The 12159-nt window shown below is 72.9% G+C and carries 11 protein-coding genes; 5 read left to right on the forward strand and 6 right to left on the reverse strand.

Translation table 11 applies throughout. From position 1 onward, the window contains the following. Positions 1-19 precede the first annotated feature (19 nt). Positions 20-823 (reverse strand): MIP/aquaporin family protein, encoded by an 804-nt coding sequence (locus tag VH969_RS26670; RefSeq protein WP_331979031.1) that lies wholly within the window; start codon positions 821-823, stop codon positions 20-22. Between the two features lie 225 nt (positions 824-1048). Between VH969_RS26670 and VH969_RS26675 the strand changes: the two genes are divergently transcribed. The 4 genes from VH969_RS26675 to VH969_RS26690 all read left to right on the forward strand — a co-directional run bounded on the left by VH969_RS26675 (position 1049) and on the right by VH969_RS26690 (position 5164). Continuing rightward, positions 1049-1807 carry an IclR family transcriptional regulator gene (locus VH969_RS26675; RefSeq protein ID WP_331979033.1) on the forward strand — a complete coding sequence of 253 codons (759 nt, stop codon included), beginning with the start codon at positions 1049-1051 and terminating at the stop codon, positions 1805-1807. Between the two features lie 12 nt (positions 1808-1819). Further along, positions 1820-3346: a glycerol kinase GlpK gene (glpK, locus tag VH969_RS26680; protein WP_331979036.1), complete on the forward strand. Its 1527-nt coding sequence runs from the start codon at positions 1820-1822 to the stop codon at positions 3344-3346. A 298-nt stretch (positions 3347-3644) separates the two neighbouring features. Beyond that, positions 3645-4631, forward strand: a complete 987-nt coding sequence (gene pgfA / locus VH969_RS26685) for a cell envelope lipid trafficking protein PgfA (RefSeq protein ID WP_331979038.1) — start codon at positions 3645-3647, stop codon at positions 4629-4631. Continuing rightward, the gene (locus VH969_RS26690) at positions 4628-5164 is read left to right on the forward strand and encodes an AAA family ATPase (protein WP_331979040.1); all 537 of its coding nucleotides are present in this window, start codon (positions 4628-4630) and stop codon (positions 5162-5164) included. Before pgfA ends, VH969_RS26690 begins: the two co-directional genes overlap by 4 nt. A gap of 5 nt (positions 5165-5169) precedes the next feature. Here the strand turns inward: VH969_RS26690 and VH969_RS26695 are convergent, their stop codons facing one another. The 4 genes from VH969_RS26695 to VH969_RS26710 all read right to left on the reverse strand — a co-directional run bounded on the left by VH969_RS26695 (position 5170) and on the right by VH969_RS26710 (position 10789). Further along, positions 5170-6783: an acyl-CoA synthetase gene (locus tag VH969_RS26695; protein ID WP_331979042.1), complete on the reverse strand. Its 1614-nt coding sequence runs from the start codon at positions 6781-6783 to the stop codon at positions 5170-5172. Positions 6784-6874: 91 nt separating this feature from the next. After that, complete coding sequence (locus tag VH969_RS26700; RefSeq protein ID WP_331979044.1) at positions 6875-7381, reverse strand: YceI family protein; 507 nt, start codon at positions 7379-7381, stop codon at positions 6875-6877. Continuing rightward, positions 7378-7884, reverse strand: a complete 507-nt coding sequence (locus tag VH969_RS26705; protein WP_331979046.1) for a hypothetical protein — start codon at positions 7882-7884, stop codon at positions 7378-7380. Before VH969_RS26705 ends, VH969_RS26700 begins: the two co-directional genes overlap by 4 nt. A gap of 109 nt (positions 7885-7993) precedes the next feature. Further along, on the reverse strand, positions 7994-10789 hold the full coding sequence (locus tag VH969_RS26710) for an ATP-binding protein (RefSeq protein WP_331979048.1): 2796 nt from the start codon (positions 10787-10789) through the stop codon (positions 7994-7996). A 40-nt stretch (positions 10790-10829) separates the two neighbouring features. Between VH969_RS26710 and VH969_RS26715 the strand changes: the two genes are divergently transcribed. Beyond that, complete coding sequence (locus VH969_RS26715) at positions 10830-11246, forward strand: SRPBCC family protein (protein ID WP_331979050.1); 417 nt, start codon at positions 10830-10832, stop codon at positions 11244-11246. 30 nt (positions 11247-11276) lie between these two features. Here the strand turns inward: VH969_RS26715 and VH969_RS26720 are convergent, their stop codons facing one another. Continuing rightward, complete coding sequence (locus VH969_RS26720; RefSeq protein ID WP_331979052.1) at positions 11277-12110, reverse strand: inositol monophosphatase family protein; 834 nt, start codon at positions 12108-12110, stop codon at positions 11277-11279. Positions 12111-12159: the final 49 nt, after the last annotated feature.

Here is a 12159-nt window from a genome sequence, read left to right on the forward strand (position 1 = left end):
GAACCCCGTCAGAACACCGTCAGAACACGACCTGGGAGAGGAGACCGGCGATCACGCCGCCGACGATGGGGCCGAAGACCGGGATCCACGCGTAGCCCCAGTCGGAGTCCTTGCGCGGCCGGGAACCCAGCTCGGCGGCGGCCGCGGCGCCCACCCCCACGGCCGGTGGCCGCGCGGTGACCACCGGGCGGTGCTGCACCGGCAACAGTGCGTGCGCGATCCGCGGGCCGAGGTCGCGGGCCGGGTTGATGGCGTACCCGGTCGGGCCGCCCAGCGAGGCGCCGATGCCGACCACGAGCAGCGCCACGGCGAGCGGGCCGAGCTGCTGGGGGGTGTTGCCGAACGACAGCACCACGATCACGAGCACGAACGTGCCGACGACCTCGGTCAGGAAGTTCCAGGCCGGGCTGCGGATCTCCGGCGCGGTGGAGAACACCCAGAGCTTCTTCCGCTCGTCCTCCTCGGCCTCGAAATGCTTGCGGTAGGTCAGGAAGACCAGGCAGGCGCCGAGGAACGCGCCGACCATCTCGCCCGCGAAGTACACGAGCGTCGAGGAGAAGGTGATGTCCACGCCGGGCGCGTACTCACCGGAACCGCTGGCGAGGATGCCCAGCGTCACCGCGGGGTTGAGGTGCGCGCCGGACTTGTACGCGAGGAACACGCCGGCGAACACGGCCAAGCCCCACCCGAAGTTGATGAGCAGCCAGCCACCGTCCTTGCCCTTGGACTTGGCCAGCAACACGTTCGCCACCACGCCGCCGCCCAGCAGGAGCAGCATGCCGGTGCCCAGGACTTCGCTGAAGAACACCTCGCCGAGGGACACGGTTCCTCCATTCGTCGTCGAACGGCCGCGGCGAACGTAAGCTGGGGCATCCGGTGCGGCAACGGAACGCGGTCGACGATGTCGAACCCGCTCCCTGGTTGCTGCCCGTTTCGGTGGTTAGCCTGGGTCCGCTATGGAAACGGGCACAGCGGACATGTGGGAAAACGCGGCTCGCCGCGGTGTTCGACATTGCCGACACCGGTTCTGCCAGCTAGCTTTCGTGTCGTGCCGGGTTCCATCCAGTCGATCGAGCGCGCCGCGGCGGTGTTGCGACTGCTGGCACGCGGTTCGGGCCACCACGGGCTCGCGGAGATCTCCGCGTCGCTCGGCCTGCCGAAGGGGACCGCGCACGGGATTCTCCGTACGCTGCAACGGGTCGAGTTCGTCGAGCAGGACCACGCCACCGGCCGGTACCGCCTCGGCGCGGCGCTGCTGCACCTCGGGACGAGCTACCTGGACGCGAACGAGCTGCGGTCCCGCTCGATCAACTGGTCGGACACGCTGGCCGCGCGCAGCGGCCAGGAGGTCCGCATCGGGATGCACCTGGACGGTGCGGTGCTCGTCGTGCACCACGTGTTCCGGCCCGATGACTCCATGCAGACTCTCGGCATCGGCGCCATGCTTCCCTTGCACGCCACCGCGCTCGGCAAGGTCCTGCTCGCCTACGACGCGGAGCTGTCGGACTTCGCCCGCCGCCGCGAGCTCACCTCGCTCACCCGCCGCACGATCGTCACACCCGCCGCGCTCGAGCGCGTGCTCGCCGAGGTCCGCGCGTCCGGCTGGGCCAGCGAGTCGGAGGAGTGCATGCCCGGTGAGGCGAGCATCGCCGCGCCGATCCGCGCGCCGGGCGGCCTTGTCGTCGGCGCGATCGGCGTGTCCGGTGCGGTGGACCGGATCTGCGATCCCGCCGGCCGGCCGAAGCCCACGCTCGTGCGCCACGTGTCGTTCGCGGCCGAGGCGGTGTCCCGCGAGCTCGCCGCCTAGGTCGTGGTGCCGATGAGCCAGCGCTTCGTGATGGCGATCGACCAGGGGACCACCTCGACCCGGTGCATCCTGTTCGACCACAACGCGCGGCTCGTGTCGGTCGCCCAACGCGAGCACCGCCAGTACTACCCGCGACCCGGCTGGGTCGAGCAGGACGCCGTCGAGATCTGGCGCAACGTCGACCGGATCATGCCGCAGGCGTTGCGGGACGGGGAGATCTCGCCGGATCAGATCGTCGCATTGGGAATCACCAACCAGCGGGAGACCGCGGTCGTGTGGGACCGGCACACGGGCGTGCCGGCCGCGCGGACGATCGTGTGGGAGGACATCCGGACCGAGGAGCTGATCGCCGAGCTCCGCGAGCGGCCGGACGTGGAGACCGTGCGCGAGCGTTGCGGGCTGCCGCTCGCGACGTACTTCTCCGCGCCGAAGCTGCGCTGGCTGCTGGACCACACGCCGGGCCTGCGCGACCGCGCCGAGCGCGGCGAGGTCCTGTTCGGCACGATGGACAGCTGGCTGATCTGGAACCTCACCGGCGGCGTCAACGGCGGCCTGCACGTCACCGACGTGACCAACGCCAGCCGCACGATGCTGATGAACCTGACGACGCAGCAGTGGGATGCCGAGCTGCTGTCCTTCTTCGACATTCCCGCACGGATGCTGCCGGAGATCCGGCCGTCGACGGAGATCCACGGCCGCACCACCCGCGTCGTGCCGGGGATCCGGATCGCCGCGGCGCTCGGCGACCAGCACGCGGCGCTGTTCGGCCAGACGTGCTTCGCCCGCGGCGAGACCAAGTGCACCTACGGCACCGGCAGCTTCCTGCTGATGAACACCGGAACCACGCTCGTGCGGTCGAACCACGGCCTGCTGACGACGATCGGCTACCAGATCGGCGGCGAGCCCGTCACCTACGCGCTGGAGGGCTCGATCGCGGTCACCGGCTCGCTCGTCCAGTGGTTCCGGGACAACCTCGGCCTGATCCACAGCGCACCGGAGATCGAGACGCTCGCGCGCACGGTCACCGACAACGGCGGCTGCTACATCGTGCCGGCGTTCTCCGGGCTCTTCGCCCCACACTGGCACAGCGAGGCGCGCGGCATCATCGTCGGCCTCACGTCCTACATCACCAAGGGCCACCTCGCGCGCGCGGTGCTCGAGGCGACCGCGTGGCAGACCCGCGAGGTGGTCGACGCGATGGAGGCCGACCTCGGCGTCCCGTCCTCGGTGTTGAAAGTGGACGGTGGGATGACGGCGGACCACCTGCTGATGCAGTGCATCGCGGACGTGCTCGACGTGCCGGTGATGCGCCCGATGGTGGCCGAGACCGTGTCGCTCGGCGCGGCCTACGCGGCCGGCCTCGCCGCCGGGTACTGGCCCGACCTCGAAGGGTTGCGGCGCAACTGGCATCTCGCGGCGCGGTGGATCCCGCAGATGGATCCCGGGCACCGCGAGGAGGAGTACGAGAACTGGAAGCGGGCCGTGGAGCTCACGTTCGGCTGGGCCCGGCCGCGGCGGGCGGCGGACCGGATCCGCTAGTTCTCCCGCCCCCGTTGGGCCGTAACGAGATGGCCGATGTGTTCGACAATGTCGACCGCGGTCCATGGTGGACGAATCCCTGGCGGCCTATTCTCTCGGTCTGCCGGCCGCCACGGGCCGCCACCCGTCGCCACCCGGTGCCACCCGGTGCCACCCGGTGCCATCGCCCGCTGGTCGTAGGCCCTTCGAGGGGTGGGCACTACGGCGTTTGGCGGTATCCGGGGGTTCGCTGACCAGACGATCATTCCTCAGTCGTCAGCGGACCACCGGATAGCGTCGTCCGGGGAGCGGGTGTGCCATGCGTCGTATCGTCAGCTATATCCTCATCGGGCTCGGTGTCTTCGCCCTCGCGCTCGGGCTGCTCCTGCGGTTCTACGCCTACCCGAAGCTGGCGAAGATCCCGCTGGACATCGACAACACCTCGGTGGCGCAGGGCAGCGGCATCACGGCGCTGGTGATCGAGGAGGTCGACGACGTGCCGACGCCGGAGATCCGCCACGACCTGAGCCTCACGTCGACCACGCACGTGACCGGCGACCTCACCGAGCCGCAGGTCGTCGAGAACGGGGACGTCGCGGCCTGGGTCGAGGCGACGAAGACCGTCGACGACACCAGCGGGATCCTCGTCGACGCGTCGCTGCGCGAGCTCTGCCTCGACCGGCACTCCGCGGAAGCGGTCGCCTGCGAGTCGCAGTACATCTCGGTGCAGGAGGGGCAGCGGATCACCACGGACCCGAACACGGTCCAGCAGCCCGGCCTCAACTTCAAGTTCCCGTTCGACACGGAGAAGCGCAGCTACCAGTACTACGACCTGTCGCTGCGGACCACCCGCGAGGCGCGGTTCGACGGCGAGGACACCGTGAAGGGCCTCGACGTGTACCGCTTCGTCGCGGAGAACGGGCCCACGAAGGTCGACTCGCAGGAGGTGCCCGGCTCGCTGATCGGCGAGGACGACCAGCCGTCGGTCACCGTCGACCGGTACTACTCGAACACCCGGACCATGTGGGTCGAGCCGGCCACCGGCGCGCTGATCGCGGTGGAGGACAAGGGCGAGCAGGAGCTGGTGGCGCCCGGCCGGAATCCCGGCGAGGGCACCACGGTCTACGACGGCACCATGCGGCTCAACGACAAGACCGTCGACGCCAACGTCCGGGAGGCGAAGGACAACACCGGCCGGCTCTCGCTGCTGACGGTGTGGCCGACCGTGCTGTGGATCGCCGGCGGCGTGCTCATCGTCGTGGGCCTGCTCATGCTGCTCCTGCCGCGGCGCCGGCAGGCCGGGTGATCGTCTGGCTGAACGGCGCGTTCGGGGCCGGCAAGACGACGCTGGCCGAGGAACTGCACCGCCGGCTGCCGGACGCCCTGGCTCTCGACCCCGAGCACGTCGGCTTCCTCCTCCGCCGGTGGGTGCCCGTGCCGGACAGCGGCGACTTCCAGGACCTGGCGCTGTGGCGGTCGCTCACGGCCGAGTTCGCGATCGGCATGCACCGCGAGTACGGCCGGCACGTGCTCACGCCGATGGCGCTCGTGGACACCGGGTACCAGAAGGAGATCTTCGGCCGCCTCGCCGCCGCGGGAGTCCCGCTGCTGCACGTGTTCCTCGAGGTGCCGGCCGAGGTGCTGCGCCGGCGCATCGAGGCGCAGGTGCTCGACGCGCACGACGCGCGGGCCGACGCGGCCGCGCGGGCCTTCCGGCTTCGCAACGTCGACCGCTGCGTCGCGGCCGGCTCGGCGCTGCCGCCGGGCACGCTCGTGCTGCGCGCGGACCGGCACGATCCCGGGCAGCTGGCCGACCGGGTGCTCGCCGCGCTGGGGTGACCGGGTCAGCCGGTGGCGAGGCCCGCGTGCTCGGCGCGCAGCTCGCGCTTGAGGATCTTGCCGCTCGGGTTCTTCGGCAGCGCGTCGGCGATGACGACGTACTTCGGCTGCTTGTAGCCCGCCAGCCGCGCCTTCGCGTGGGCCTGGACGTCCGCCGGCGTGATCGACGCGTCGGGCTTCGGCACGACGACCGCGGTGACCGCCTCGATCCAGTGCGGGTGGCTGATGCCGAAAACCGCCACCTCCGCGACGCCGGCGAGCTCGTAGATCGCCTCCTCGACCTCGCGGCTGGCCACGTTCTCGCCACCGGTCTTGATCATGTCCTTCTTGCGGTCGACGACGGACAGGTAACCGTCCTCGCTCAGCACGCCGAGGTCGCCGGAGTGGAACCAGCCGCCGCGGAACGCCTCCGCGGTCTTCTCCTCGTCGTTGTAGTAGCCGAGCGTCGCATGCGGGCTGCGGTGCACGATCTCGCCGATCTCGCCGGCCGGCACCGGCTTGCCCGCGTCGTCGACGAGCATCGTCTCCACGTTCACCGACGCGCGTCCCGCGCTGCCGGCCCGCTCGAGCTGCTCGTGCGGGCGCAGGATCGTGGCGAGCGGCGCCATCTCGGTCTGGCCGTAGAAGTTCCACAGCCGCACGTCCGGCAGCCGCTGCTGGAGCTCGCGCAGCACCTCCACCGGCATCGGCGAGGCGCCGTAGTAGCCCTTGCGCAGGCTCGACAAATCGGTGGTGTCGAAGTCCGGGTGGCGCAGCAGCGAGATCCACACCGTGGGTGGGCAGAACAGCTTCGTCGCGCGCTCGCGCTCGATCGTGGCGAGCAGCGTGGCCGGGTCCGGGCCGGGCAGGACGACGCTGGTGGCGCCGAGATAGACGTCGACCGAGAAGAAGCAGTCCAGCTGCGCGCAGTGGTACATGGGCAGCGAGTGGACCTCGATGTCGTCCTCGCTCATCTCGCCGTCGATCGCGCAGCTGACGTACTGGCTGATCAGCGAGCGGCTGGAGAGCATGACGCCCTTGGGTCGCGACTCGGTGCCGGAGGTGTACATCAGGCGCAGCGGGTCGTCGTCGGCGACCACGACGTCGGGCCCCTCGACGGGGCCGGCGCGCCACCAGTCGTCCGCGTTCTCCCAGCCGTCGTCCCAGCCGTCGTCCCCGCCGTCCGCCGAGCCGCCCGCGAGCGGGAGCCGGCCGCGGATGCCGCCGGTGCGGCCGCCGAGCGCCTCGTTCGCGGCGGGCACGAGCGCGTCCTCGGCGACGATGCCCGACGCGCCGGAGTGGTCGAGGATGTAGGCGATCTCGCCCGCGGTGAGCATGAAGTTCACCGGCACGAGCACCACGCCGAGCTTGGCCGTGGCGAACGCGAGCACGGCGTACTGCCAGCAGTTGTGGGACAGCAGCGCGAGCCGGTCGCCCTTGGCGAGGCCGCGGTCGGCGAGCGCGTGCGCGGCCCGGTTGACCGCGATGTCGAACTCCGCGTACGTCACCCGCAGGTCGCCCGCCACGACGGCGAGCTTGTCCGGCGTGCGCCGGGCCGTGCGGTGCAGCAGGTCGCCCACCGAGTGCTGGCGGGCCCGCTCGATGGCGGCGGACGTCCCGGCCGTGAACATGCTCTGCATTGCCCGATCCTCTCACCGGGACGCCTCGCCGGTCACGGCACGAGATGCGCCGGTGCGCGGCCCCGCCCGCACACCGGCTCACGCTCGCCGGTCAGTCCTCGGCGACCAGGCTGATCGTCAGCTCCACGTCGACGTGGCGCTGGATGATCGCGCGGAACGCGGTCACGCCGAAGTCGTGCCGGTCCACCCGGGCCGTCGCGACGACGTCGATGCGGGCCGGGTGGCGGCGGATCTCCCGCACCGCCAGCGCCGTCGGGACGGTCTCGCCGTGCACGGTCAGCTCCCCGTGGACGCGGTCCAGCCCGTCGCCGAGCACGCCGTCGAAGTGGATCGTCCGGAAGGTCGCCACGTCGAGCAGCCGCGGCGAGCGCAGGTCCTCGTCCCGGCGGCGGATCCCGGTGGCCAGCCCTTCCGGGTCCACGTCGGCCGTCACGTGCGCCCGGCCGTCCCGGATCGTGACCATGCCCGAGCGGACCGGCATGGTGCCGCGCACCGGCAGGCCGAACAGGCCGTGCGCCCGGAACGTGCACTCGCTGCGCGTCGCCACGATGCGGTACGTGCCCCGCACCGGCAGCTCGGTGATCGCCGGCGCGCTCATCGCACACCCGCCGTGGACATGACCCGGTAGAGGTCGACCCGGTCCGGTCCCGGCAGCAGTGCCGGGTCCTCACCGGGCAGCAGCTCGGACGACAGCACCTCGCGCTGCGCGTCCTCGAGCGCCTCCACCGAGACGGTCTGCATCACGACGATCTTGCTGCGCCGCTCGGGCTGCCACAGCACGATCGACCGCACCGTCCCCGCGTGCTCGTCCATCAGCGGCCCGATCCGCTCGGACCCGGCACGCCGCGAGGCGGCCTCCCTCGGCTCGCTCATCGGCCCGTCGAAGCAGACCAGCGCGGCGACGACCGGGCGCTCGCCGCGCGCGCCGCCGGCCCGGTCGTCCTGGACCACGTACCACTCCGCGGTCGGGTCCGCGGCCGCCCGCTCGGCCGTCGGCCACAGGCTGAGCACCTGCTTGTCGTGCCCCGCCAGCCGGCGCAGCGTGCACACCTCGGCGGCACCGGCGGTGCCGTCCTCGGTTCTTCCGATTCGCGCGTACATCGCGCTCACCTCCGTGTTGGTCGGTTGCGACAACACTCGCCGCCACGGAGGTTCCGCGGATCCGGGGAAGTACCGAACCGCGGTACTCAGGTCCGCCACTGAGTGCTTCTCAGGGCGCGGCGAGGCCCTGCTCGACCGCCCACACGGCGGCCTGCGCGCGGTTGGCGACGCCGATCTTGGCGAGCACGTTGCGCACGTGCGTCTCGACCGTCCGCTCGGAGAGCACCAGCTCGCCCGCGATCTCCCGGTTGGACGCGCCGCGGGCGAGCCGCACGAGGACGTCGCGTTCCCGCGCGGTGAGCGGCACGGCGTCCTGCCGGGCCCGCTCGACCCGACGCAGCACCTCGTCCGCGCGCGCGAGCGCGGGTGCCATGCCGAGCCGGCGTGCGGTGGTGGCCGCGTCCCGCGCCAGCTTCCCGGCCCGCGCGGGCGCGCGCTCCGCCAGCAGGTCCGCGAGCTCCACCTCGGCCAGCGTCCGGTACGGCAGCGCGCCGATCCGGTCGTCCATCGCGATCGACTCGGTGAGGTGCCGCTCGGCGTCGTCCGCGCGGCCGAGCGCTCTGGCCAGCACGCCGAGCGGCCGGGAGGCGGAGCCGGCACACAGCAGCGTGCCCGAGCCGGCCGCCAGGTAGTAGCCGGCACACGTCAGCAGCTCGGCATGGCAGCGGCGGACGGTGTCGAGGTCGCCGAGGCCGGCCGCGAGCACGCCGGTGCTGGCGACGATCGGCAGCCACCGGCCGTCGCGGGGGAGCGCGGGCAGGGCCGGGCGGACCCGGCCGAAGCACTGCCAGGCCGCGTCGGCGTCGCCGGCGTGCAGCAGGAACCCGCCGACGAAGGCCTGGCCGATGAGCAGGGACGACGTCTGCTCGGCGAAGCCCCGGGCCGCGTCGAGCAGCTCGGCGTGCCGGCCTTCGAGCTCGGCGAGCTCGAAGCGCATCGCGAGCACGAGGCCCGGTGTGGACGGGTCCTCGGTGCGCAGCGCGGCCGCCAGCATCTGCGCCATCTCCGCCTCGGTGGTGGCGAACTGGCCGAGCAGCAACGCGCGTGCCGCGCGCAGCTTGTGCAGGTGCCACTGCGCGATCGGCCAGCCGAGCCGGTCGGTGAGCAACGCGAGCCGCGCCAGCTCTTCGTCCACAGTGGACAAGGAGCCGAGCTGCCAGGCCGCGTCCACGCGCCACAGGCGGGCCCACAGCTCGCCGTCCGGCGGGCCGGTAGGGCCGAGCGCGAGCATTCGCCGGGCCAGCTCGAGCCGGTCCGAGACGCCCGCGGGGTGGCTCAGCACCTGCTGGCGGGCGCGCAGCGCGTCGGCCGTCGCCAGCGGATCACGGGTCTGCTCGGCGAGCTCGAGGGCCTGGCGGCTGGGCTCGTCGGCGTCCTCGCGGCGGACGGTGTCGACGGTCGCGAGCGCGCGCTGCGCGAGCACGCGGGCGCGCCATGCCCGCAGGTCGTCCCGCTGTGCCGGCAGCGCGGCCAGCGCGCGGTCGCACAGCGCCATGATCGGCACGGACACCGGGCCCTGCACACCGCGCACGACGACCGCCGCGCGGGCCATCAGGTCGGGCCGGTCCACCCGGCCGGCCAGCTCGCTCGCCGCCTGGCAGCGGCGGGTCGCGGCGTCGATCAGCCCCGCGGCGAACTCCGCGTCCGCGGCGTCGAGCAGCAGCTCGCAGCGCCGCACGACGCGGTCCGGCCGGTCCTGCCCGGCGAGGACGGTGAGCGCGGCGTCGAACAGCTCGACGGCCCGGTCGAACGCGAGCCGGCCGAGGGCGAGCGCGGCGCCCGCGCGGCACGCGTCGACGGCGGCGTCCCGGCTCGCGTCGTCGGTGATCGACCGCAGCCGATGGGTCACCGCCTCGCCGGGTAGCTCGCCTGCCTCGATGGCCTCCGCGAGCCTGCGGTGCCAGGCGAGCCTGCGGGCAGCCGGAACGGTGGCGTAGACGGCCTCGCGGACCAGCTCGTGGCCGGGGACGAGCAGGCCGGCCGCGGCGTCGACGTGCTCGAGCACTGCTTCCGGCGAGATCCCGCACAGCAGCGCGACGGCCGCTGTGGACCAGTCCGCGCCGATCACCGAGCACGCCCCGACGACCTCGCGTACGGGCTCGGGCAGCCGGGCGAGCCGCTCGGCCACGATCCCGCGCAGCTGCTCGGGCGCGCCGAGCGGCCACCGCGCCGACGCCGGCGCGGCGCCCGCCGCGAGGCCGGCCTCGGTCAGGGCGGCGAGCATCTCGCTGACGTACAACGGGTTGCCGCCCGAAGCACGGGCGATCAGCGGCGCCCACGACGCGTGAGCCGCACCGTCCACAACGGACGCCACCTCGGCGGGGTCCCACGGCCGCAACGTGATCGCCGTCGTCGCACCGTCGCGCCGCAGCTGCGTGACGGCCGCGCGCAGCGCCTCGTTCCGCTCGTCGTCGCGGTAGGTGGCGAGCACGAGCAGGCCCGCGCGGCCCGTGCTGAGCCCGAGCATCCGCAGTGACGACTCGTCGGCCCAGTGCAGGTCCTCGAGCACGACGGCGAGCCCGTCGCCCGCCCGGTCGGCGAGCGAGCCGAGCAGCAGCTCGAACCCGCGCAGCCGCTCACCGCGTGGTACGTCGGGGGAGAGCGCGGTCGGCTCCCCGGCATGCACGTCGAGGCGGGCGGCGAGCTCCGGGTACGGGCGCAACGCCTGCCACCAGGGCCACAGCGCGGGCGTGCCCTCCTCGGGCATGGCGCGGCCACGCAGCACCGGCACGCCCGCCTCGCCCGCCCGCTCGGTGAGCGCGTCCACGAGAAAGGTCTTGCCGATCCCCGCCGGCCCGGCGACGAGGACGACCCCGCCGCGCCCCTCGCGCGCGCCCGCCACCGCGCGGTCGAGCTCGGCCAGCTCGGCCACCCGTCCGACCAGTTCCCGCGACGCGGCGCGCATGCGCCAGATTGTCCACCCGCGACCGGGGTACGCCGAACCCATGACGACGTACACGCACACCGCCGAGGCCGACGTTCCCGCGGACGTCCTGTTCCGCTTCCTCGCCGAGCCGCGCAACCTGCCCCGCTACTTCCCGCAGATGACCGCGGCTGAGCCGGAGGGCGGCGACGTCGTCCACGTGGCGGCGGAGGTGCACGGGGAACACGTCGAGGGCGAGGCGTGGCTGCACACGCGCGGCATGGAGCGCCGGCTCGAGTGGGGTGCCGAGGGACCGGACGACTACCACGGGGAGCTGCAGGTCGATGACCTCGAGCCCGGCCGCAGCCGGATCACGGTCTCGCTGCACAGCGTCCGCGAGGCGGGGGGCGACGAGGTCCAGCGCGGCCTGGAGGAGGCGGTCGCCGCGCTGACCCAGGCCGCCGCCGCGGACGCCGACCCCGCCGACGGGCCGGGCTGACCGGTCCGTCGTCGATCTTGCCGATCGCGCTCAGCCGTCGAGCGCGGCGAGGGCGCGCCAGTCGCGACCGTGCCGGATACCCGCGACGAGCGCGAGCAACTCGTCGTGCAGCAGGCCATTCGTGGCGAGCACCGAACCGTCGCCGGCCAGCACCGGGTTGCCGGCCAGGTCCGTGACGCGGCCGCCCGCCTCGGTCAGCAACACCGGCAGCGGGGCTACGTCCTCGTAGCCCATTGGCGCGCCCGCGATGACCATCGCGTCCATCTCGCCCTTGAGCAGGCCGGGCGTGTCGCCCGCGGGGGAGAGGAAGACGGTCCGGTGCAGCGCCGCCATGAACTCGTCGGACCAGGTCCCCGGGTTGCCCATGCCCGTGCGCGCGCCGCGGAGTCGCTCGCGTGAGCTGACCCGGGTCCGCTTCACGTCGTCGCCCGCGCGCCGCCAGCAGCCGAGGCCGCGGCCGGCGTAGAGGACCTCGGCGCCGACCGGGTGGTTGACCACGCCGATCGCCGGCCCGTGCTCGTCCTCGTACGCGAGACACGTGGCGAACACCGGGATGCGGCGGGTGAAGCAGTACGTCCCGTCGATCGGGTCGATGACCCACCGCCGTCCCGAGGTGCCGACCGTGGTGCCCGCCTCCTCGCCGTAGACCTCGTCTTCGGGTAAACGCGCACCCAGCTCGGCGCGGATCAGCTCCTCGACGGCCACGTCCGCCTCCGTGACCTCGGTGCCGTCGGTCTTGCGCGCCACGTTCGCCGGACCGGCGAAGAAGCGCTCGCGGGCCACGTCGCCCGCCCGGATCGCGAGGTCGACGGCGAAGTCGAGCAACTCGGCATCCACCGCCGGGGCGTCGGTTTGGTTGGCCAATCTCCCGCCTTTCGGACACTTCCTAAGTAACCATTAGGACTGCCAGCCT

The organism is Actinophytocola sp. (assembly GCF_036555685.1).
GTDB lineage: Bacteria > Actinomycetota > Actinomycetes > Mycobacteriales > Pseudonocardiaceae > Actinophytocola.